Annotated in this window: 16 protein-coding genes; 12 read left to right on the top strand and 4 right to left on the bottom strand. The window is 68.9% G+C overall.

Going from position 1 to position 22440, the window contains the following annotated elements:
- Positions 1-4: 4 nt before the first annotated feature.
- Entirely contained in the window at positions 5-1162 is a 1158-nt protein-coding gene (locus WG924_RS20355) for a glycosyltransferase (RefSeq protein WP_345934933.1), read from the bottom strand.
- Positions 1159-2274 (bottom strand): glycosyltransferase, encoded by a 1116-nt coding sequence (locus WG924_RS20350; protein WP_345934932.1) that lies wholly within the window; start codon positions 2272-2274, stop codon positions 1159-1161. Before WG924_RS20350 ends, WG924_RS20355 begins: the two co-directional genes overlap by 4 nt.
- Positions 2275-2468: 194 nt before the next feature.
- Between WG924_RS20350 and WG924_RS20345 the strand changes: the two genes are divergently transcribed.
- From WG924_RS20345 to WG924_RS20330, 4 genes are all read left to right on the top strand, one after another.
- The gene (locus WG924_RS20345; protein WP_345934931.1) at positions 2469-3761 is read left to right on the top strand and encodes a lipopolysaccharide biosynthesis protein; all 1293 of its coding nucleotides are present in this window, start codon (positions 2469-2471) and stop codon (positions 3759-3761) included.
- The gene (locus tag WG924_RS20340; protein WP_345934930.1) at positions 3688-5088 is read left to right on the top strand and encodes a lipopolysaccharide biosynthesis protein; all 1401 of its coding nucleotides are present in this window, start codon (positions 3688-3690) and stop codon (positions 5086-5088) included. The genes WG924_RS20345 and WG924_RS20340 overlap by 74 nt, the downstream gene beginning before the upstream one ends.
- Positions 5089-5206: 118 nt before the next feature.
- Positions 5207-6604: a bifunctional UDP-N-acetylglucosamine diphosphorylase/glucosamine-1-phosphate N-acetyltransferase GlmU gene (gene glmU, locus WG924_RS20335; protein WP_345934929.1), complete on the top strand. Its 1398-nt coding sequence runs from the start codon at positions 5207-5209 to the stop codon at positions 6602-6604.
- Positions 6604-7515, top strand: coding sequence for an NAD-dependent epimerase/dehydratase family protein (locus WG924_RS20330; protein ID WP_345934928.1), 912 nt, complete (start codon positions 6604-6606; stop codon positions 7513-7515). Before glmU ends, WG924_RS20330 begins: the two co-directional genes overlap by 1 nt.
- A gap of 30 nt (positions 7516-7545) precedes the next feature.
- On the opposite strand, the gene WG924_RS20325 is transcribed toward WG924_RS20330, so the two are convergent.
- Positions 7546-8886 (bottom strand): alanine/glycine:cation symporter family protein, encoded by a 1341-nt coding sequence (locus WG924_RS20325; protein ID WP_345935074.1) that lies wholly within the window; start codon positions 8884-8886, stop codon positions 7546-7548.
- A 290-nt stretch (positions 8887-9176) separates the two neighbouring features.
- On the opposite strand from WG924_RS20325, the gene WG924_RS20320 reads away from it, so the two are divergent.
- The 6 genes from WG924_RS20320 to plsY all read left to right on the top strand — a co-directional run bounded on the left by WG924_RS20320 (position 9177) and on the right by plsY (position 15218).
- Positions 9177-10121: an AEC family transporter gene (locus WG924_RS20320; RefSeq protein WP_345934927.1), complete on the top strand. Its 945-nt coding sequence runs from the start codon at positions 9177-9179 to the stop codon at positions 10119-10121.
- A 251-nt stretch (positions 10122-10372) separates the two neighbouring features.
- Complete coding sequence (locus tag WG924_RS20315) at positions 10373-11221, top strand: ABC transporter ATP-binding protein (protein WP_345935073.1); 849 nt, start codon at positions 10373-10375, stop codon at positions 11219-11221.
- Positions 11221-12036, top strand: coding sequence for an ABC transporter permease (locus WG924_RS20310; protein WP_345934926.1), 816 nt, complete (start codon positions 11221-11223; stop codon positions 12034-12036). Before WG924_RS20315 ends, WG924_RS20310 begins: the two co-directional genes overlap by 1 nt.
- A gap of 146 nt (positions 12037-12182) precedes the next feature.
- On the top strand, positions 12183-13118 hold the full coding sequence (locus tag WG924_RS20305) for an aspartate carbamoyltransferase catalytic subunit (protein ID WP_345934925.1): 936 nt from the start codon (positions 12183-12185) through the stop codon (positions 13116-13118).
- A gap of 65 nt (positions 13119-13183) precedes the next feature.
- Entirely contained in the window at positions 13184-14527 is a 1344-nt protein-coding gene (locus WG924_RS20300) for a dihydroorotase (RefSeq protein ID WP_345934924.1), read from the top strand.
- Positions 14528-14576: 49 nt separating this feature from the next.
- Positions 14577-15218, top strand: coding sequence for a glycerol-3-phosphate 1-O-acyltransferase PlsY (gene plsY, locus WG924_RS20295; protein ID WP_345934923.1), 642 nt, complete (start codon positions 14577-14579; stop codon positions 15216-15218).
- 21 nt (positions 15219-15239) lie between these two features.
- Here the strand turns inward: plsY and WG924_RS20290 are convergent, their stop codons facing one another.
- The gene (locus WG924_RS20290) at positions 15240-17987 is read right to left on the bottom strand and encodes an AMP-binding protein (protein WP_345934922.1); all 2748 of its coding nucleotides are present in this window, start codon (positions 17985-17987) and stop codon (positions 15240-15242) included.
- 287 nt (positions 17988-18274) lie between these two features.
- On the opposite strand from WG924_RS20290, the gene dprA reads away from it, so the two are divergent.
- Together dprA and topA are read left to right on the top strand one after the other, a co-directional pair.
- Positions 18275-19450, top strand: a complete 1176-nt coding sequence (dprA, locus tag WG924_RS20285; RefSeq protein ID WP_345934921.1) for a DNA-processing protein DprA — start codon at positions 18275-18277, stop codon at positions 19448-19450.
- 100 nt (positions 19451-19550) lie between these two features.
- On the top strand, positions 19551-22439 hold the full coding sequence (topA, locus tag WG924_RS20280) for a type I DNA topoisomerase (protein WP_345934920.1): 2889 nt from the start codon (positions 19551-19553) through the stop codon (positions 22437-22439).
- The last annotated feature ends 1 nt before the right edge of the window (position 22440 follow it).

Genomic DNA, 22440 nt, shown 5'->3' with positions numbered 1-22440 from the left:
CCGATCAGCCGCCGGCGAGCGCGCGCGCATAGACGCCCAGCGTGCGCTCCACCATCATGTCCACCGAATAGTCGCGGGCGAGTTGCCCCGCCGCCTCGGCCATCGCGGCGCGGGCGGCCTCATCGCCCAGCAGGCCGGCAATGGCTGTCGCCATGGCCTGGATGTCGCCCGGCGGCGTCACCAGCCCGGCGCGGCCATCGCCATAAAGTTCACGCGCGCCGCCGACATCCATGGCCACCGTCGGCAGATGGCGGTACAGCGCCTCGATCAGCGTATAGGGCAGGCCCTCCTTGCGGCTGGGCATCGCCAGAATGTCGAAACCGGCCATGGCGCGGGCGCCATCCTGCACGCCCAGCCACAGCATCCGGTCCAGCCCCAGACGCCGCGCCTCCGCCTTGGTCGCATCGCCGAAGGGGCCGTCGCCGATGATCGCCCAGACCGGGTCATGGCCCATCTCGCGCACCGCGGCCGCCAGCGCCGGCAGCCGTTCCGGCGCCTTTTCGAACACCAGCCGGCCCACGAAGCCCACCACCAGCGCGTCCTGCGGCAACCCCAGTTCCTGGCGCGTCTGGCTGCGGCCCACCGGCTCCAGCGGTGCGATGCCATTGGCCACCCGCTCCAGGCGCCTGCGGTCGATGCCCAGCGCCTCGCGGGCGTGCACCCGTTCATCTTCCGAGACCGCGATGATCTTGTCGGCCAGCGGCGCCGCCGCGCGCTCGATCACCCCATAGACCATCCGGCCCAGCCGGCCGCGATCGGGGTTGAGCGTCACCAGCCCATGGGGGGTATAGACCACCGACCTCACAGTCTGGCGCAGCCGCGCAAGTCGCGCCAGCAGCCCCGCCTTGCTGCAATGGGCATGCAGCACATCCAGCGGCGCGCGCGCGGCAATGATCCGGCGCAGCGCCATCAGATCGCCGTAATCCCCCGGCCGCGGATTGCGACGCATGGTCAGCTCGATCGCCTCGACCCGGCCGCCCAGATCGCGCAGGCCGGCCAGGAACGGCCCGTCGGCCCGATCGGCCGACCAGACCAGCGTCACATGATGGCCACGTGCCGCCATGCCGTCGCACAGATCGATGACATTGCGCCCGGCGCCCCCCAGCGCCGCCTCGGTGACCTGAAGAATGCGCAAAGGGCGGTCGAACTGCACACCGGTCATCGGGGGTTGGGCTCCAGAAGGCTGTCGTAAAGGGCGCGGATGCGCGTCGACATCCGATCGACCGAAAAGGTCGAGACCCGGTCGGTATTGGGATGATGGGGGCGCCGGCCGGCCACGGCCCGATCGATCATCGACGCGGCCAGCGCCGCCGGATCTTCGGGTGCAACCAGATGCCCGTCAATACCATCGCGCACCACTTCCGAAATCGCCGACACCCGGGTTGCGATGATGCGACAGCCTGCCATCATCGCCTCGACCAGCACCAGACCAAAACCTTCCCAGCGCGAGGCAAGGACGAAGACGTCGATCGCGTCGAAAGCATCCATCGGCGTGTCGGTCTGCCCGGTCAGGTGGATGCGTGCGGCATGGCGGCTGCCATGCGCCAGTTCCTCGACCAGCGCCACATGGCCGGGATCGAGCCCGGGGCCGCCGACGATCATCAGATGCGCATCGGAATGCGTGTCGGCCACGGTCTCGAAGGCCCGGATCAGCAGATCCATCCCCTTCTGCGGCGCGATCCGGCCGACGCTGCCGAACAGCAGAACATCCGGTCCAAGGCCCAGTTCGGCGCGCATGTCCCGCCGCCTGCGATAGCTGCCGGGGTCGATACCGTTGTGGATGACGTGGCCGTTGGGATGCGGCAGCGGCCCGCGCTCCCGGAAGAAGCCTTCAACATGATGCGAGACATAGATCACCGCATCGTCGGTCATCCGCGACAACAGATCATGCACGAGCGCCAGCGGACGCCGGCGCATATGTTCCTCGTCGTTATGCTTGTGGGCCACGATCGCCGGCACGCTGACCATGCGGCCGGCAAGCCCGCCAAGCAGGTTCGATTTCATCAGATGCGTGTGCAGCACCCCTGGCCGCAGCCGCTTCAGATCGCGGGTCAGGCTGCGCAGTGCCGCCACCGGCGACAGCCGGTCACCCGACAGACGCTCGACCGATGCAGCCCCCGCAGCCATCAGCGCCGGGGCAAGCGCCATGCCGCCATAAAGCGTGCGGACATGAACCTCCATGCCCTGGTCGTGCACCTGATGACGCAGCAGCATGACCAGTTGCGCTTCCGCGCCGCCACGCTCCAGAGTGGTGATCAGATGAACCACGCGCATCGTCGGCACCTTCTCGTGAAACATGAGCACAAACGGCGCCGGTCGTCGTTGTCGCCGGCATGCGATGTCGTTATACCCACGGCCATGGCCTCACCCCGGATGCCATGGCCTCACCCCGGATGATGGTCTACCTTATGCATCGTGCCGCGCCAAGCACGCGTCGCCGGATCGCCTGACAGGAGCCCCAGTCGGCCGTGCCCCTCATTGCTGATCGACGCTTCATTCACCGTCTGGGTCTGGTCGCGGGATCGACAGGCGTGGTCCAGGTGCTGAAGCTGGTGGCCCAACTGGCCCTGGTACGGCTGCTTGGGGTTGAGGGCTTTGGCATCTATGCGACCGCCCTTGCGGTCTGCGCCGTGATCGAAACCGCCTCGACCGCCCGGTCGATGGAGGTGGCCATGAACCGCCTGCCGGCGCGGATCGCCACCATCGATCCGGAGGACTGGTCCTATGCCGCCCTGGTGCGCGGCATGCGCCGCACCGAAGCGCTTTGGATCGGCGGTGCCTTCGGGGTGGTCCTGGCCGTGGCGGCGGTGTATGCCGCCATTGCAGACATGCGGACGGCCGTCGCCATCGTGCTCGCCGGCTTGTCGGTCCCGGCCCTGTTCGGCTATGGCATTGCCAATGGTGTCTGCCTGCTGGCGGCGGATTTCCGCGCCCTCGCCCGGGCCGAGATCTCAGGCGCGGTGGTCGGGACAGCCACGATGATTGCCGGTGCCGTCATTGCCGGGGTCGAGGGCGCGCTGATCGGCTATGCCGCGCCGCTGGTGCTGCGAAACCTGCTGCTGACCCGCTATGCAGCCCAAGGGGTCGCCGCCCGGACACCGGCCGATTTCGTGACGGCGGCAAGTGATACCCCGACCGGACTGGCGGCTTCCGGTCAGGCCCATACCCATGCCTTCATCGGCGCCGGATTGAACGCGCTTTATCAGAACGTCGACGTCATCGTTCTGTCGCTGATCGGCTCGCCGGCAGTGGTTGCCGTGTACCGGGTCGCCAAGCTGCTGGCCCGTCTGGGCGGTGACCTGTTCGAGCCGGTGTGGAAAGCCGCCCGCCCCGACTGGCTTCAGCGGTTCTATGCGGGTGACATCCGGGGGCTGATGCGGCTGATGCGCCGGCTGATGCTGCCGATGCTGGCGGCATCGGCCCTGTCGGTGGTGCTGACCCTGCAACTGGCCCCCTGGTTTCTGGATCTGGCCTTCGGGGCCGATTTCCGTGCCGCGGCCGCGCCGCTGACGGTTCTGATTCTGGGGCAGGCCGCCGCTCAGGTTCTGGCCGGCTGGGCGTCGTTCTGGGTGGTCGCCGAAGCCCGTTTCCGGCGGCGCAATCTTCTGCTGCTGGCGCTGTGCGCCACGGCCGGCACCATCCCTTTCGTGCTCGACATCGCAGATCCCCTGGTCATCGCCGGCATTTATGCGGCCACCCAGGCCATGTTTGCGGCCGCATGGTGGATCATGCTGCTCCGCGCCGTTGCCCATGGCCGGTGACCGCCCACCTCCTCTTCGAACCGGTCCCGGGCTTCGAACCGGCCCCAGGCTTCGAACCGGCCTGCCCCTGCTGTTGCGGCAAGGCGGCACATTGTTCAGCGGAACGATGGTGGCGGCGGTCATTGCCTTCGTGCAGAGCGTGCTGCTGACCCGGCTGCTGGGGTTGGACGGGTTCGGGCGCTGGGGGCTGGTCGTGGCGGCGGGGATCACGGCCGTCACGTTGTGCCGGTTCCGGGTCAGCGATGCGCTGGCCGTGTTTGTCGAGCGTGAACGGGCGCGGGCGCGCAGCTATTACATGCTGGCAACCGCGATCGAACTCGCATCACGGCTGATCGCGGCCGGCGGGCTTATTCTATTGTCACCGCTGATCTCGCACAGCATGGTCCAGGGACCGGCGCTGGTGACACCGCTGATGATCTATGCCGCCAGCCTGATCGCGGATTTTCCCGAATCCGCCTGGTTCGCCGCCTGCCGCGATCAGGATCGCTATCGTCTGATCGCGGCAGCCAATCCTGCGCCACTCATTCTGCAACTGGCGGGGCTCGGCATCATCAGTGCCGCCGGCTGGCTCAGCATCACGGCCCTGGCCATCAATGCGGTCGCTGCCGCGACGATATTGTCGGCCCTGAAACTGACCCATCTGTCGCGGCTTCTGGCTGGCGGGCAAGGCGCGTGGCGGATCGATCGCAACCGTGCCCTTGCCTTCATCCGCTTCTCGGCCGCAGGCTGGTTCGCCAATGTCGTCAATGCCGCCACCCGCAGCGCGGATCTGCTGATCCTGGGCGCCCTGCGCAGCGACAGCGAAGTGGGGGCCTATCGGCTGGCCCGCAGCCTGATGCAGATCGTCTGGAGCTTCGGCAGCGCGTTGACCAACATCACGTTCAAAGATATCGCCGGCAGGATCGCCGCCGGAACGACCGCGCGGCTGTACCGCGAATTGAGGCGCGCAAGCCTGGCTCTGGGCCTTGCAGCGCTTGCCATCTATCTGCTGACCGTGCCGCTCGGCGCCCGGCCGGTCATCATCGCCATCTTCGGTGCCGACGCGGCAGCCACCGCATCACTGCTGGCGGTGCTGCTGCCGGCGCCGGCCATCGCCATCAGCCTGTTCTGGGCGCAACCGCTGCTGCTCAATCTGCATCGCCTGCGTGCCTATACCCTGGCCAATGGTTGTCTGGGACTGGGATTCCTGATGCTGGCGATCCCGATGACGGCCATCGCCGGGGCAACGGGTCTCGCCATCGCCTTCACGGCCAGTTGGTCGGCCTATTCGGTGGCGATTGCCGCTCTGGCGGCGCGCGCGCTTGCCAGACGACGGGCTGCGACATGACGCGCCGCCGCCATCCTCCCAAGCCCCTCTGGCGCGATTACCCCTGCCCGGGCTATGGTCGCCGCAGATCGAATGGCTGGCCCGAAGGCGCCGCCCCTCAACCGGAGTGATCCGTCTCATGACCCGCACCGTCTGCATCGTGCTCGCCGCCGGCAAAGGCACCCGCATGCGATCGGACCTGCCGAAAGTGCTGCACGCGGTCGCCGGCCGGCCGATGGTGCTGCATGCCATCGATGGCGCCCGCAGCCTGTCGCCGGACCGGATCGGCGTGGTGGTGGGCGCCGGGGGTGAAGCAGTGGCGGCGGTTCTGGCGCGCGCGGCGCCGGATGTGTCGATCCACACCCAGGCCGAACAACTCGGCACCGCCCATGCGGTGCTGGCGGCACGGGCGCTGCTGGCCGATGACGAGGCCGTCACCGGCGGCGACGTGGTGATCCTGTATGGCGACACGCCGCTGATCCGCCCCGAAACCCTGGCCGGGCTGGTCGCGGCACGGCGCGACAGTGGCGCCGCCGTGGCAGTGTTGGGCTTTCGGCCCGCCGATCCGGGCGCCTATGGCCGGCTGAAGCTGGATGAACAGGGCCGGCTGGTGGCGATCGTGGAGTTCAAGGAAGCGAGCGCCGAGGAACGGGCGATCGGGTTGTGCAATTCCGGCGTGATGTGCCTTGATGCCGCCCGCGCGCTGTCGATCCTGGACCGGATCGGCAATGCCAACGCCAAGGGTGAATACTATCTGACCGACGCGGTGGCGATCGCGCGCGCCCATGGGCTGGATGCGGTGGTGATGGAAGCAGCCTCGGCCGACGAGGTGCTGGGCGTGAATGCGCGCGCCGAACTTGCCATGGCCGAGGCGGCGTTTCAGGCCCGGCTGCGGCTGGCGGCCATGGAGAACGGTGCCACTCTGGTCGCCCCGGACACCGTGTTCCTGTCGGCCGATACCGTGATCGGCCGCGACGTGCTGATCGAACCCCATGTGATCATCGGGCCGGGCGTGCGCATCGGCGACGGCGTGATCATCCGCGGCTTCAGCCATATCGAGGGTGCCCGCATCGCCGATGGCGCCACCATCGGCCCGTTCGCGCGGCTGCGGCCGGGCGCGGTTCTGGCCGAAGGCGCCCATATCGGCAATTTCGTTGAAATCAAACAGGCCGAGATCGGTCCCGGTGCGAAGGTCAACCACCTGTCCTATGTGGGGGATGCCATGATCGGCGCCCGCAGCAATATCGGCGCCGGCACCATCACCTGCAATTACGACGGATTCGGCAAGTGGCGGACGGTGATCGGCAGCGATGCCTTCATCGGCTCCGACAGTTGTCTGGTGGCACCGGTGACGATCGGCGACGGCGCCTATATCGCGACCGGATCGGTGATCACCGACGACGTCGCCGCCGATGCGCTGGCCATTGCCCGCGGCCGGCAGGTGGCGAAGCCGGGCCGGGCGGCCGAGTTGCGGGCACGGTTCAAGACCCGCGCCGGCAAGGACGGGACGGATAAGAATGGCGTGGGGCGGGACTGATGGCGGTGTGGCTGATCACCGGCGGTGCCGGCTTCATCGGATCGCATCTGGCGGAAGCGCTGCTCGCCGGCGGCCAGCAGGTTCGGGTGCTGGATGACCTGTCGAGCGGCGATGCCGCCAACCTGCCGGCCGGGGTGGAGCTCATCCGTGGCAGCGTGACCGATGCGGCGGCGGTGGCCACCGCCATGGCCGGGGTCACCGGCTGCTATCATCTGGCGGCGATCGCCTCGGTCGAGCGGGCGAATGCCGATTGGGCCGGCGTGCATCGGGTCAATCTGGGCGGCACGGTCACGGTGTTCGAGGCCGCGGCCCAGGCCCATGCGCGGGTGGTGTATGCGTCATCGGCCGCGGTCTATGGCCGGGCCACCACCCTGCCGGTGGATGAAGACCAGCCCACCCGGCCGCTCTCGCCCTATGGCGCCGACAAGCTGGGTTGCGAACTGCATGCGGCGGCAGGTGCCGAGGTTCACGGCCTGGATGCCGTGGGCCTGCGTTTCTTCAATGTCTATGGCCCCCGCCAGGATCCGCGATCGCCCTATGCCGGCGTGATCGCCCGGTTCATCGGCCGCGCGCAAGCGGGGCTGGCCCTGACCGTGAACGGCGATGGCGGCCAGATCCGCGATTTCGTGCATGTCGACGACGCGGTGGCGGCTCTGCTGCGGGCGATGGCCACCGGCCGCGCCGGTGCGGCCGTCGCCAATATCGCGACCGGCCGGCCGACCAGCATCCTGGATCTTGCCCGCGCCATCAACCGGCTGGCCGGCAGCACACAGGCGGTTGAACATGGGCCCGCCCGGCCCGGCGACATCCGCGAGAGCCTGGGCACCACGGCGCGCGCGGAAGCCGCCTTCGGCTTTACCGCCAGAGTACCGGTGGAAGACGGGCTGAAACGGCTGATGGCGGCCGGCTGAGCCGCCATCAGCCATGCTCCGATCGGCAGCCTATCTGCCCTTCCAGGCCTTCACCGTGGAGAAGACGGTGCCGGAAAGCGCCAGCAGCGCGATCAGATTGGGCACCGCCATCAGCGCGTTCAGAATATCGGCCACGATCCACACCAGCCCCAGATCGGCGACGGCGCCGGCGAAGATCGCCACCACCCACAACAACCGGTAGGGCAGGATCACCCGGGGGCCGAACAGGAACTGGGCGCAGCGCTCACCGTAATAGCTCCAGCCCAGAATGGTGGTGAAGGCGAACAGCACCAGCCCGATCGTCACCACCCAGCCGCCGAAGCCCGGCAGGCCCACCTCGAAGGCGGCCGAGCTGAGCGGCGCGCCGCTGGTGCCCTCGGTCCACAAGCCCGACATCACGATCACCAGCGCCGTCATGGTGCAGACGATGATGGTGTCGATGAAGGTGCCCAGCATCGCGATCAGCCCCTGGCGGACCGGATCGTTGGTGCGGGCGGCGGCATGGGCGATCGGCGCGCTGCCAAGCCCGGCCTCGTTCGAGAAGATGCCGCGCGCCACACCGAAGCGGATCGCCGCCGCGACCGTGGCGCCGGCGAAGCCGCCGGTCGCCGCCGTGCCGCTGAAGGCCGCGTCGAAGATGGTGGCGAAGGCGTCCGGCACCTTGTCGATCTGGACCAGGATCACCGCCAGCGCGCCGAGGATATAGATCGCCGCCATCGCCGGCACCAGACCGCCGGCAACCCGGCCGATCCGGCGCACGCCGCCGATGATCACCAGGAACACCAGCACCATCATCACCAGCCCGCTGATCCAGACCGGCAGGCCGAAACTGTGATCGAGGGCGGTCGCGATGGAATTGGCCTGAACGGTGTTGCCGATGCCGAAGCCGGCGATCATGCCGAACAGCGCGAACAACAGGCCCAGCCACGCCCATTTCGGGCCCAGGCCGTTGCGGATGTAATACATCGGCCCGCCGACATGGGCGCCGCTCGCATCGGTCTCGCGGTATTTCACCGCCAGCACGGCTTCCGAAAACTTGGTGGCCATGCCGAACAGGGCCGTGATCCACATCCAGAACACCGCTCCCGGACCGCCCAGCGCGATCGCGGTGGCGACGCCGGCGATATTGCCGGTGCCGATGGTGGCGGACAAAGCGGTCGCCAGGGCCTGGAACGGGCTGATCTCGCCCGTATCGGCGGTTTTGGCGGGGCCGCGCCCGAAGGCGAGCGCGAAGCCGGTGCCGATGCGCCGGAGCGGCAGAAACCGCAGGCCCAGCATCAGATAGACGCCGGTGCCAAGCAGCAGCACCAGCATCACAGGTCCCCAGACGATGCCCGAGACATCGCCCAGAAAGGTGGTCAGATCGTCCATCATCGCCTCGTCGATCCGGCGCGGGGGCAGCGCGGGTGACCATGGCATCGGCCGCAAACAGGCAGCCATGACCGGGCCTGGAAGAGAGACGCCCGCCGCCGCGCAGTTCCGTGATGGCCCAGTCTGCATCGAAGGTCGATCACAGCGCAACTTTCCGGCAATCATCCGGCGCGCCGTCCCGCTGTTCAGGGCCCGACTGTTCAGGGATGGGCGATTGCGCGGTTGCATGACCGCCGGCGGCGGACCATGCTTGGTTCGGCTGCCGCCCCCACCGCATCGCCGGGCCACAGATGACCGACATATTCCTCGCCCTGCTGCCGACATTCGCCGTCATCTTGGTGGGTGCGGGGCTGAAGCGTGCGGGCCTGCCGGGCGACGCCTTCTGGGCGCTGCTCGACCGGTTGACCTATATGGTGCTGTTTCCGGCCCTGCTGGTCACCAGCACCGCCCGTGGCAGCTTCCCGGCCGCCAGCGCCCTGCCGATGGCGGCGGCACTGACCGGCGGCATCCTGCTGATGGCCGGGCTGCTGGTGCTGGCCCGGCGGCTGATGCCGGGCGACGGGCCGGCCTTCAGCTCGATCTTTCAGGGCTCGCTGCGCTATAATACCTATGTCGCCTTCGCCGCCACCGGCGCGCTGGCTGGCCGCGAGGGCATGGCGCTGGCCGGACTGGCGGTGGCGGCGATGGTGCCGTTGCTGAACCTGTTGAGCGTGATCTGCGTCGCCGCCTGCGCGCTGCCGCCGGATGGCGAGGATGCGGCGCCGAAGCCGCCGCTGTTACGGCTGGTGCTGACCAATCCGCTGATCATCGCCTGCGCCATCGGCATTCCGCTGGGCGTGTCGGGGCTTGGGGTACCGCCGGTACTGGGCGAGACGCTCGACATTCTGGCGGCAGGCTCGCTGCCACTCGCCCTGCTGGCGGTGGGCGCCGGGCTGAACCTCAAAGTCGGCCGTGGCGCCGGCCTGGGCAGGGCCGCCGGCGGCATGATGATCGCCTGCACCATCAAGCTGTTCGTGATGCCGCTGCTGGCCCTGCTGATCCTGTGGCCCTTCGGGGTCGACGACACCACCCGGCTGGTGACGGTACTCTTTGCCGCATGTCCGACCGCGACATCGGCCTATATTCTGGCGCGCCAGTTGGGGGGTGACGCGCCGCTCGCCGCCGCCATCATCACCGCCAGCACGCTCGCGGCCCTGATCACCATGCCGCTGCTGCTGACCCTGGTTCTGCCTTGATCGCCGGTTTCGGCTTGACGCTGGACCGCCAAGGCGTTACCGCCAATCACAACAGACCGGTGACCCACGGACCGGCGTCTTGCTGCCGTGTGTGAACGCCGGTCGACAGCCCGCCTGAGGACACAAGCCCCGTGAGCCAGCCGAGGCCGAGCCAGCCTTCCGTCCGCGCCGACACCAGTTCCGCCGGCCCGCGGATCGCGGATACCGATCTTGCCGCCAGCCTGACCGGCGTCACCAAGCGCTATGGCGCGATGACCGCGCTGGACAATATCGACCTGACCCTGGCGCGCGGCGAGGTTCTGGCACTGCTGGGCCCCAATGGCGCCGGCAAGAGCACCGCGGTGTCGCTGCTGCTGGGCCTGCGCAAGGCCGATTCCGGTCAGGTGCGCCTGTTCGGCCGCAGCCCCGACGATCCGGCCGCACGGCGCATGGTCGGCGCCACGCCCCAGGATACCGGCTTTCCCGAGACGCTGAGGGTGGGCGAGGTCATCGACCTGGTCTCGGCCCATTATCCGAACCCGCTGCCCAAAGCGGAACTGCTCGACCGCTTCGGGCTGGGCACGCTGGCCGGCCGCCAGACCGGCGGACTGTCGGGCGGCCAGAAGCGCCGGCTGGCGGTGGCGCTGGCCTTCGCCGGCAGGCCCGAGGCCGTGTTTCTGGACGAGCCCACCACCGGGCTGGATGTCGAGGCGCGGCGCATGCTGTGGGCGGCCGTCGACGGCTATGTGGCCGGCGGCGGCACGGTGCTGCTGACCACCCATTATCTGGAAGAGGCCGAGGCGCTGGCCCGCCGGATCGCGGTGATCGATCAGGGCCGGGTGGTCGCGGAAGGCTCGCTCGCCGATATCCGCGGCCGGGTGAGCCTCAGGCGCGTGCGGTTCACGGCCGCTCATCTGCCGCCGCTCGACGCCAAGGCGCTGGGCATCGAGCGGGTGGAACGCTCCGGCACCGAGATCGTGCTGGTCACGGCGCGCGCCGACGACACCGTCCGCGCCCTGGTGATGAGCGGCGCGCCCTTCGCCGATCTGGATGTCAGGGCGGCGACACTGGAAGAGGCGCTGATGTCGATCGTGCGCAGCGGCCGTGGGGAGAGCGTGTGATGAGCGGCAGCGAGACCACCACCATCCAGACCGCCGCCACAGCCGGCCTTTCGGCCGGCGACAGCGCGGCGCCGGGCTTCGGGCGGCTGTTCGCGGCCCATCTGCGCGCGACACTGCGGGAACTCGGCCGGTCGACATCCTTCGCCATGTCGACCATCGCCATGCCGTCGCTGCTCTATCTGTTCTTTGGCGCCACCAACGCCTCGAACCCCGCCGAGGCCGGGCGGCTCGCCGCCGCCTGGGGGCTGTTCGGGGTGCTGGGTGTCGCCTTCTTCCAGTTCGGCGTGGGCGTCGCCCAGTCGCGCGAGAAGCCCTGGTTCGCCTATCTGCGCACCCTGCCCGCCGGCGGGGGCCCGCGGATCGCCGCACAGGTGGTGACGGCGCTCGCCTTCTCGATGGCGGCGGTGGCGCCGGTGATCGTGCTGGCCATCGCCATCAACGGCGCCACACTCACCCTCACCGCCGCGATCAAGCTGCTGGTGGTGCTGATTCTGGGCGGCATCCCCTTCGCCCTGCTGGGGCTGGCCATCGGGCTCAGCGTCTCGGCCCGGGCCAGCGTGCCGATCGCGCATCTGGTCTATTTCCCGCTCGCCTTCCTGGGCGGGCTGTGGCTGCCGCCATCGATGCTGCCCGATATCGTCAACCAGATCTCACTGCTGACCCCCACCCGCCATTATGCCGAACTGGCCTGGAACGCCATCGCCGACGGGCCGCTGCCACTGATCCACTGGGCATGGCTGCTGGGCTGGGGCGTGGTGTTCGGCTGGGTGGCGCTGATCGCCTGGCGACGCGACCGCGGACGCCGTTTCGTCTGACAGACTCCGACGCGACCGCGGGCGCCGCTTCGTCTGACCTGACGCCCCGGGCTTGAACCCCTGGCGCCCGGTCCCGTATAGTCCGCCGCCGAGGTGCGGAAGAGGTTTCCGCGCCCGCGTTCGCGCGCGCGTTCGAGGAATTCCAGATGGACACCGGTTACGCACACCGCCACCTGCTTGGCATCGAGGGGCTGGATGCCCGCGAGATCGGCTATCTGCTCGATGTCGCCGATGGCTATGTCGACCTGAACCGTCAGGCCCAGAAGAAGCGGTCGACCCTTCAGGGCCGGACGGTCATCAATCTGTTCTTCGAGAATTCGACCCGCACCCGGACCTCGTTCGAACTGGCCGCCAAGCGCCTTGGCGCCGATGCGATCAACATGTCGGTCGCGACATCGAGCGTGAAGAAGGGCGAGACCCTGATCGACACCGCCCAGACGCTGAACGCCATGCATCCCGACATCCTGGTGGTGCGCCATGGCGACAGCGGCGCCGTGAAACTGCTGGCCGAGAAGGTCCACGCCGGGGTGATCAATGCCGGCGACGGCAATCACGAACACCCCACCCAGGCGCTGCTGGATGCCCTGACCATCCGCCGCCGGCGCGGCCGGATTTCGGGGCTGAAGGTCGCGATCTGCGGCGATATCCTGCACAGCCGGGTGGCGCGGTCGAACATCCATCTGCTGAACGCCATGGGGGCCGAGGTGCGGCTGATCGCGCCGCCGACCCTGGTGCCGACCGCCATCGACCGGATGGGCGTGCAGGTGTTCAACCGGATGGACGAGGGCCTGGCAGGCGTCGACATCGTGATGATGCTGCGCCTGCAGCTTGAACGGATGCAGGGCGCCTATATCCCGTCGATCCGCGAGTATTTCCATTTCTATGGCCTGTCGTATGAAAAGCTGGCGGTGGCGGCGCCCGACGCGCTGGTGATGCATCCCGGCCCGATGAACCGTGGCGTCGAGATCGACAGCGTGCTGGCCGACGATATCGACCGCAGCGTCATTCTGGATCAGGTGGAACTGGGCGTCGCCGTCAGGCAGGCATGCCTTGAGGTGCTCTGCCGCAATCTGCCGGCCTGACCGCCCGGTTCCATCGCACGTCGTCGCCGCACCGTCTTCTGCCGTCCCCCGGAGGGAACCCCGTCATGTCCACGCCCGTCTTCGCCGAAGCGACCCCCGATCAGAGCCCGCTTCCCGGGCGGGTCGCCTATGTCAATGCCCGGCTGATCGATCCGGCGACCGGGCTGGACCGGATCGGCAGCCTGCTGACCGAAGGTGACAGCATCGTCGATCTGGGGCCGTCGCTGTTCAATGACGGCGTGCCCGAGGGCATCACGGTGGTCGACTGCACCGGGCTGGTGCTGGCCCCCGGCCTGATGGACATGCATGTTCATCTGCGCGAGCCGGGCCATGAGCACAAGGAAACCATCCACACCGGCAGCCGCGCCGCCGCCGCCGGCGGTGTCACCACCATCGCCTGCATGGCCAATACGGCGCCGGTGATCGACGATATAGCGCTGGTCGACTTCATCTATCGCCGCGCGCGGGAAACCGGCATCGTCAACGTGTTGCCGGTGGCGGCGATCACCAAGGGGCTGAAGGGTGAACGGCTGGTGGAGATGGGGCTGCTGGCCGAGGCCGGCGCCGCGTATTTCAGCGATGACGGCCTGCCGGTCTGGGATACCCAGGTGATGCGCCGGGCGCTGTCTTACGCCGGCGGTTTCGGGCTGATGGTGGCGCAGCATGCCGAGGATCATCGTCTGGCCGGCTGCGGCTGCATGAACGAGGGTGAGACCGCCACCCGGCTGGGCCTGCCCGGCATCCCCAACGCCGCCGAAACCGTCATCGTCGATCGCGATATCCGGCTGGTGGAGCTGACCGGCGGCAAGGCCCGCTATCATGTCGCCCATATTTCCACCGCCGAGGCGGTGGAGGCGGTGCGGCAGGCCAAGCGCCGGGGCCTGCCGGTGACAGCCGAGGTCACCCCCCATCACTTCACCCTGGATGACCGGGCGATCGGCGACTATCGCACCTTCGCCAAGATGGCGCCGCCGCTGCGCGCCGCCCGCGACGTGGATGCGATGATCGAGGGTCTGGCCGACGGCACCATCGATGCCATCGCCACCGACCACGCGCCGCACGACCAGGACAGCAAGCGGGTGCCCTTCGCCCATGCGGCCAATGGCGTGGTCGGGCTGGAAACCATGCTGCCGCTGACCCTGGAACTGGTGCGGGACGGCCATATCTCGCTGCTGGATGCTGTGGCGGCGATGACGCTGAAGCCGGCCGAACTGCTGGGCAGTCGGGCCGGCCGTCTGGCCAAGGGCGCCCCCGCCGATCTGGTGGTGTTCTCGACCGAACATGAATGGGTGTTGAATGCGGCCCTGCTGCATTCCAAGTCGAAGAACACGCCCTTCGATGGCCGCACCCTGCGTGGCCGGGCTCTGCGCACGGTGGTGCGTGGCCGGACGGTGTTTCAACTGACCTGATCTGCCTTGATGACACGACCCTGACGCCCCGCATCCAGGAGCCGCCCCCATGGCCGACAGCACAGCCCTCTGGCCGCTGATCATCGCGGTGATCGGCGGTTATCTTCTGGGCTCGGTGCCCTTCGGTCTGGTGCTGACCCGAATGGCGGGGCTGGGTGATGTCCGTCAGATCGGCTCGGGCAATATCGGCGCCACCAACGTTCTGCGCACCGGCAACAAGCCGCTGGCGCTGGCGACCCTGATCCTCGACAGCGGCAAGGGGGCGGCGGCCACCCTGATCGCCGGCGCGCTGCTGGGCCCCGGCGCCGCCATCGCCGCCGCCGGCGCCTCGGTTCTGGGGCACCTGTTCCCGGTGTGGCTGGGCTTCAAGGGCGGCAAGGGTGTGGCCACCGGGCTCGGCGTGCTGCTGGCGCTGAACTGGCAGATCGGCCTGATCGCCTGCGCCGCCTGGCTGCTGCTGGCGCTGGTCACCCGCTTTTCGTCACTGGCGGCGCTGGCGGCCTTCGCGGCGGCACCGATCGCCTGCCTGCTGCTGGCCCGCCCCGGACTGGCGACGCCCGGTCCGGCCATGGCCGGGGTGGCGCTGTTCGTCGCGGTGCTGGTGTTCATCCGCCATCGCGGCAATATCCGCCGGCTGCTCGATGGCACCGAGCCACGCATCGGCCGGAAATCGGACAAGCCGGGCCGCTGACCGGCGTTCGGCAGCAACAGCCTATCCCTGAGGCCAGGCTGTATCCATCGCCTCCGCGATGCGCGACAGACCGGCGATGTCGGCGGCGATGGTGACATGATCGCCCGGCACCCGCACCACCGACAACCGCGACATGCTCCGCCGCCAGCCAAGATCCTCGCCCAGCGCCGCAAGATTGTGACGGGTGCCGTCGGTGACGATCAGAAGCACCGGGCATGACAAGGTCGGTGGCTGCCAGCCCGGAACCATCGAGCGGCGCAGGCTGCTGGCGGCGCGTCGTTCCACAAGGCCGCGCATCGCCCGCCCCGGCGCCACCATTCGCGCCGCGCCCACCAGACAGCGCAGCAACCGCCGATCCTTGCGATGCGCCAGATGGAACACGGCGCGACCGAAACCGTCCCCAAGACCACGACGCAGCCATGCACCGGCGCCGCCGGGGCGGCGGCCGGTGCCCCCGGCCGCCATGATCGCCGCGGCATCGCGATATCGGGCCGGAATGTCGCCGATCACCACAAGCTCGGCCGGCCGGCCCCGCGCCGCAAGCTCTGCCGCAACCGTGGCGGCGATCCGCCCGCCGAAGGACAGACCAAACAGCGCGAGACCGGGCGGGCGCCCGTCTGGCGTCTCGCCCGCATCCGCCGCCGCATCGGCAAGCCGCGTCATGATCAGCTCCGTCGCCTCACGCGCCAGATCGCCGATCTCCCGCCGGCTGCGCAGTTCATGGTCCAGATCGGGCAGCGGCACGATCTGGACCCGATAGCCGGCCTGAAGGTGACCGGCCAGCGCGAACAGGCCCTCGCTGGCGCCGGGCGCCCCCGACAGCATGAACAGCAATCTGGTCCGGCCGCCATCATCGCCATCCGGTACCTTGCGCACCGCACCCGACCGCATGCCCACGCGCAGCCTCTGGGGCGTCACGTCGCCGCCCAGCAGGTCCAGGGGCGGCGCCAGACCGGTCAGGCTCTCGATCCTGGCCGCAAGCCTCAGCAGATCCAGGCTGTCGCCGCCCAGATCGCGCAGGCTGACGCCCGACAGCGGTGCGTCGCTGCCCAGGATCTCCGCCCAGGCCGCGTCGATCGCCGCATCCAGATCATCCGGCACAGCGCGTGCCGGCGGCTCGACCGCGGCGGTGTCCGGTTCGGGCGCGACCTCCGGCAAGGCGGCGATCCAGGCCGACAGCGCGGCGCCATCCAGCTTGAAATTGGCCAGCCTGGGCAGATCGGCCGCCACCAGCAGCCGGCGCGGCAGCAGATGTGGCGGCTGAGTGGCCGCCAGCCGGCGGCGCAGGGCCATCAGGTCCAGCACGGTTCCACGCGCCGGCACCAGCACCGCCGCCAGCCCGGCGACGGCGCCCGAGGCCGGGCCGGCCGCCTGATCGGGCAGCACCGCCGCGTCGCCCACCCCCGGCAGAGCCCGCAACACCGCCTCGACCTCGGCCGGTTCCACCCGATAGCCGCGGATCTTCACCTGGCGATCGGCACGGCCGATGAAATCGAGCAGGCCATCGGGCCGCAGCCGCCCCAGATCGCCAGTACGCAGCCGGCGGGCCCCCGGCGCCACATCGCCGCCGGTCTGGAAGGTGGCCGTGGTCAGGGCCGGATCGCGCCAATAGCCTGCGGCCATGAAGGCGCTTTCAACCTCGATCTCGCCCACCTCGCCATCGGCAACCGGCTGGCCGGCGGCATCGATCAGCCGCATACGGCGGTCGGCCACCGGCCAGCCGACCGGCACCAACCCGCCATCCAACCCCGCCGCCGTGGTGCGGTCGATCAGCCAATGGCGATAGATCGTGGCATTCTCGGTGGAGCCGATGCCGACATAGATCAGCAGATCATCGGGTGCCGATGCGAAAACCCGGGCCAGATCGTCGGCGAAGATCCGCTCGCCGGCAAGATAGGCCAGCCGCGCGCCGCCCAGCGCCGCCGGTCCGGCACCACTGTCGGTCAGCGCCCGCAACACCGTCGGCATGGCGTGAAACACGGTCGGGCGCGCCGCCTGAAAGCGGCGGGCGGCGCCGGCGATGCCTTCGGCCCGCAGATCGACCGGCACCAGCGCCGCCCCTGACAGCACCGCGCCATACATATCGCGCAGCGCACCGCCGACGCTGGGCGAATAGAGCTGAGTCAGCCGGTCGCCGGGGCCGATGCCGGTGACGTCGAGATACTGGAAGATATCGTGCAGCAGACCGCGCTGGGTCTGACAGACGCCTTTGGGGCTGCCGGTCGAGCCGGAGGTATAGATCACCCAGGCGATATCGTCGGCGCGGCCGGTGGGGTGCCAGTCCGATGGCGGCAACCTTGGCCGATCGTCGATCAGGATGACCGCGGCCCCCGCCGCCAGCGCCAGGGCTGCCAGCGCCGGCGACCGGTCGCTACTGGCCCGATCGGTCACCAGCAGCCCGACCCCGGCATGGTCCATGATCATGCGGTTGCGGTCGGCCGGGAAGGACGGATCCAGCGGCACGCACGGTCGCCCCGCCGCAAGCGCCGCCAGCAGCGCCGCCAGACATCCGGCAGAGGCGGGCAAAGCCACTGCCACCGGCACGCCCAATGGCGAGGCAGCATCGACCGCCGCTGCGATACTGCATGCCATAAGATGCAGCTCGCCATAGCGGGTCACCGCCTCGCCGGCCGTGGTTCCGCCAAAAACCGCCACTGCTTGCGGATCGATCGCCACCGCCGCCTCGAACACCGCGAACACCGGCCGCTCCAGCCGGTCGGGCCGGATCGCGGCCCGCATGGCATCGGCGGCGCGTGGATGCCGCGTCATGCCACGGCGCCCGTCATCGGCGCCGGCCCGGCCGTACCGGGTCGTCAATGGTCCGGCGCCAAAACGCGCACCACGGTGTGCCAGTCGGGTGGCGCCAACCATCTGTGACCATCTGCGCAGCGTCTCCATCCATGTCCGTCAGATCCCGTCATGGCATAGATGACACAGATCCATCCAGAGCAGAACGACGTCGGACTCTTGCCCGCCTTTCGGCCATCTAATTTCAACCATTAGGAGATTAATTTCGATAATATATGGATCATTGACGTATAATGGGAAAAGCCGGCATGCTCTGGCCCATGTCCACGTCGCGCAGCAGTGTGCTGACCCGGGCGGAGCGGCTCGACTGGCTCAGGCTCATCCGCACGGAACAGGTCGGCCCGATCACCTTCTTCGAGCTTCTCACCCGCTATGGCACCGCCGCGCGGGCGTTGGAGGCTGTGCCGGAACTGGCACGACGCGGCGGCCGCGCCCGGCCGCTGACACCGCCATCGCGCGCCAAGGCCGAGGCCGAGCTGCGCCGGATCACCGCCGCCGGCGCCCGGCTTGTGGCCATGGGCGAACCCGGCTATCCGCCGCGCCTTGCCGAGATACCGGACCCGCCGCCACTGGTGCAGATCCGTGGTCACGACACCGTGGCGGCGGCCCCGGCCGTGGCCCTGGTCGGCGCGCGCACCGCCGCTCTGCCGTCCTGCCGGCTGGCGGGGCGGATGGCCGCCGACCTCGCCGCCGCCGGCATCGTGGTGGTCTCAGGGCTTGCCCGCGGCATCGACGCCGCCGCCCATGACGGCGCGCTCGGCGCCGGCACCAGCGGCGCCGGCACCATGGGCGTGGTCGCCGGCGGCATCGATGTGGTCTATCCGCCCGAACACGCGGCCCTTCAGGCACGCATCGCCACCGAGGGCCTGCTGTTGGCCGAACAGCCGCCGGGCGTGGAGCCGGTCGCCCGGCATTTCCCGCGCCGCAACCGCATCGTCGCCGGCAGCACGCTGGCCACCGTGGTGATCGAGGCGGCGCCGCGATCGGGCTCGCTGATCACCGCCCGGCTTGCCGGCGATTATGGCCGCGAGGTGCTGGCCGTGCCGGGATCGCCCGCCGACAGCCGGTCGGAGGGCTGCAACCGGCTGATCCGCGATGGCGCCACCCTGGTGCGCGACGCCGCCGACGTGCTGGAGGCGATCCGCCCGCTGCTCGACAAGCCTCTGGGCGAGCCGCATCCCCTGGCCCTGCCCCATCCGGCGCTGCGCGATCAGGTGCTGCAATCCGGGCCGGACGACGCCGAACTCGACGCCGCGCGAGGCCTGATTCCGCCGCTGATCGCCGCCGATCCGATGGGCGTCGACGACCTCGTCCATGCGAGCGGCTTGACGGCGGCCACCATTCTCACGATTTTGTTGGAACTGGAACTTGCCGGGCGGCTCATTCGCCTGCCCGGAAGAATGGTGTCGCTGAGCATGGGCTGATCCCCGCGCCCCGGCCGCGGCGCGGACGAGAGAAGCCTGACCGATCCCCTGACCGGGAGCCGGCGGGTCTGTACAAGCGCGGAGACCAGCAAGGCAGCCCATGAAGGTCGTCGTCGTCGAATCGCCTGCGAAAGCCAAGACGATCAATAAGTATCTGGGAGACGACTTCCGAGTCCTCGCCAGCTACGGTCACGTCAGCGATCTGCCGGCGAAGGACGGATCTGTCAGGCCCGATGAAGACTTTGCGATGACCTATGAGGTCGATCCAAAGTCCGAACAGCATCTGAAAGCCATTGTCAGTGCCCTGAAGGGCGCCGATCAACTGTTCCTTGCGACCGACCCGGATCGCGAGGGTGAGGCGATCAGTTGGCATGTCCACAACGCCCTTGAAAAACGCGGCGCGCTGAAGGGCGTGCCGGTCAAGCGGGTGGTGTTCCACGAGATCACCAAGACCGCGGTCCAGAAGGCGATCGCCAACCCGCGCGATATCGACATGAACCTGGTCAATGCCCAGCAGGCCCGGCGGGCGCTGGATTATCTGGTCGGGTTCAATCTGTCGCCGGTGCTGTGGCGCAAGCTGCCGGGCTCACGCTCGGCTGGCCGCGTGCAGTCGGTGGCGCTCAGGCTGATCTGCGAGCGTGAAGCCGAGATCGAGGCATTCCGCACCCGCGAATACTGGACCATCGACGCCGAATTCGCCGCCGGCGAACGCCGGCTGATGGCCCGGCTGACCGCCCTTGACGGTGAGAAGCTCGACAAATTCGCGCTGGGGTCTGAAACCGCCGCCATGGATGTGGTCGGGCGGATCGAGAGCCTGTCGGGCTGGCGGGTGTCGGATGTCGAACGCAAACAGGGCCGCCGCAACCCGGCCCCCCCCTTCACCACCTCGACGCTTCAGCAGGAAGCCAGCCGCAAGCTGGGCTTTTCCGCCAAGAAGACCATGCAGGTGGCGCAGAAGCTGTATGAGGGCATCGCCCTTGGCCGCGAGACCGTCGGCCTGATCACCTATATGCGAACCGACAGCGTCAACCTGTCGAACGAGGCGGTGGCGGCGATCCGGGATCTGGTCGATCAGGTTCACGGCACCCGCTATCTGCCCGACCGGCCACGCAGCTTCGCGAACAAGGCCAAGAACGCCCAGGAAGCCCATGAGGCGGTGCGCCCGACCGATGTCTTCCGTCGGCCCAAGGAAGTCCGCAGCCATCTCGACGACGACCAGTTCCGGCTGTATGAGCTGATCTGGAAGCGCACCGTCGCCAGCCAGATGGCCCAGGCCCTGCTGGATCAGGTGGCGATCGAGGTGGTCGACAGCACCAGGGCGGCCATGTTCCGCGCGACGGGCAGCGTCATCGCCTTCGACGGCTTTCTGACCCTGTATCAGGAAGGTCGCGACGACGAGGAAGAGGACGAGGAAAAGCGCCTGCCCTCGTTCGAGCGCGCCGAGCCGCTGGATCGCGGACCGATCAAGCCCGATCAGCATTTCACCGAGCCGCCGCCACGCTATACCGAGGCGACGCTGGTCAAGAAGCTGGAAGAACTGGGCATCGGCCGGCCGTCGACCTATGCCTCGATCATTTCGGTGCTTCAGGACCGCGATTACGTGGTGCTCGACAAGAAGCGCTTCGTGCCTGAAGACCGTGGCTGGCTGGTCACCGCGTTCCTGGTCAGCTTCTTCGACCGCTATGTCGAATATGATTTCACCGCCCGACTGGAAAGCGAACTCGACCGGGTGGCGGACGGCGATGTCGACTGGAAGTCGGTGCTGCGCGCCTTCTGGCAGGCCTTCCACATGGCGATCGACGGCACCAGCGACCTCAAGATCGCCGATGTGCTGACCGCGGTTGAAACCCGGCTGGAACGCCATGTCTTCCCGGATCGCGAAGACGGCAGCGATCCGCGCGCCTGCCCGGCCTGCGCCAATGGCCGGCTGTCGCTGCGGCTTGGCAAGTTCGGCTCGTTCGTCGCCTGCTCGAACTATCCCGACTGCAAGTTCACCCGGCCGGTCGGCGGCGCCGCCGGCACCGGCGACGGCGCCTCGGAAGCCGGCGCGACCGGGCTGGATGTGGGGCCGAAGCATCTGGGCGACGATCCGGCAACCGGCCTGCCGGTCACGCTGCGCAAAGGACCATACGGGATCTACGTCCAGTTGGGCGAAGGCGGCGGCGGCGAAAAGCCCAAACGGGCCTCGCTGCCCAAGGGATTGACGGCCGAGGCGGTGACCCTGGATATCGCCGTCGGCCTGCTGGCGCTGCCGCGCGATATCGGCACCCATCCTGAGACCGGCGAGATGATCACCGCCGGCATCGGCCGGTTCGGGCCCTATCTGCGCCATAACGGCGCCTATAAATCGCTGACCGGCGACGACGATGTACTGACCATCGGCATCAACCGCGCCGTCGCCCTGCTGGCCGAAGCGCCCAAGGGCCGCGGCGGCGGCATCACCCCCTTGCGCGTGCTGGGCGAGCATCCGCAGGGCGGCGAGATCGCGCTCTACAAGGGCCGCTATGGCCCTTATGTGAAGCATGGCGCGGTCAACGCCACACTGCCCAAGGCCACGGAACCCGAGGCGCTGACCCTGGACGAAGCCATCGCCCTGGTCGATGCCCGCGCCGCCGCCACCGGCAAGACCCGCAAGGCACCGGCCAGAACGGCCAGCGCAAAGAAGTCGACGGCGGCAAAGAAGGCGCCGGCGAAGGCAGCGGCAAACAAGGCCGACGGGGCCGATACGGCCGGCACCGCGGTTGCCGCAAAGGTCACGAAGACGGCGGCCAAGAGGACGACGAAGACCGGGGCGACGACGGCCGGGGCCACGAAGGCTGGCACCAGCAAACCGGCTGCCGCGGCGAAAAAAGCCGCGAAGGCGATGGCCGGCGACGACGAGGTGCCCTTCGACGGCGCGGTTCCGGCGAAGACCGCCGCGACCAGGCCCAAGGCAGCCCCCCGGACCGGCGGCCGCAAGCCCGCCGCCGGCAAGACCGTGGCGGGCTGAA

This window comes from Tistrella arctica, from assembly GCF_039630945.1.
Lineage (GTDB): Bacteria > Pseudomonadota > Alphaproteobacteria > Tistrellales > Tistrellaceae > Tistrella > Tistrella bauzanensis.
The sequence above is the reverse complement of the archived record's forward strand: the minus strand, read 5'-3'. Positions and strand labels throughout refer to the sequence as shown.

Excerpts from the sequence above, each read along its gene's own strand:
- WG924_RS20355 (WP_345934933.1), bottom strand. The coding sequence starts at position 1,162 with ATGACCGGTGTGCAGTTCGACCGCCCTTTGCGCATTCTTCAGGTCACC.
- WG924_RS20350 (WP_345934932.1), bottom strand. The coding sequence starts at position 2,274 with ATGCGCGTGGTTCATCTGATCACCACTCTGGAGCGTGGCGGCGCGGAA.
- WG924_RS20340 (WP_345934930.1), top strand. The coding sequence starts at position 3,688 with ATGCGGCCACCCAGGCCATGTTTGCGGCCGCATGGTGGATCATGCTGC.
- glmU (WP_345934929.1), top strand. The coding sequence starts at position 5,207 with ATGACCCGCACCGTCTGCATCGTGCTCGCCGCCGGCAAAGGCACCCGC.
- WG924_RS20330 (WP_345934928.1), top strand. The coding sequence starts at position 6,604 with ATGGCGGTGTGGCTGATCACCGGCGGTGCCGGCTTCATCGGATCGCAT.
- WG924_RS20325 (WP_345935074.1), bottom strand. The coding sequence starts at position 8,886 with ATGGACGATCTGACCACCTTTCTGGGCGATGTCTCGGGCATCGTCTGG.
- WG924_RS20320 (WP_345934927.1), top strand. The coding sequence starts at position 9,177 with ATGACCGACATATTCCTCGCCCTGCTGCCGACATTCGCCGTCATCTTG.
- WG924_RS20315 (WP_345935073.1), top strand. The coding sequence starts at position 10,373 with ATGACCGCGCTGGACAATATCGACCTGACCCTGGCGCGCGGCGAGGTT.
- WG924_RS20310 (WP_345934926.1), top strand. The coding sequence starts at position 11,221 with ATGAGCGGCAGCGAGACCACCACCATCCAGACCGCCGCCACAGCCGGC.
- WG924_RS20305 (WP_345934925.1), top strand. The coding sequence starts at position 12,183 with ATGGACACCGGTTACGCACACCGCCACCTGCTTGGCATCGAGGGGCTG.
- WG924_RS20300 (WP_345934924.1), top strand. The coding sequence starts at position 13,184 with ATGTCCACGCCCGTCTTCGCCGAAGCGACCCCCGATCAGAGCCCGCTT.
- plsY (WP_345934923.1), top strand. The coding sequence starts at position 14,577 with ATGGCCGACAGCACAGCCCTCTGGCCGCTGATCATCGCGGTGATCGGC.
- WG924_RS20290 (WP_345934922.1), bottom strand. The coding sequence starts at position 17,987 with ATGACGCGGCATCCACGCGCCGCCGATGCCATGCGGGCCGCGATCCGG.
- dprA (WP_345934921.1), top strand. The coding sequence starts at position 18,275 with ATGCTCTGGCCCATGTCCACGTCGCGCAGCAGTGTGCTGACCCGGGCG.
- topA (WP_345934920.1), top strand. The coding sequence starts at position 19,551 with ATGAAGGTCGTCGTCGTCGAATCGCCTGCGAAAGCCAAGACGATCAAT.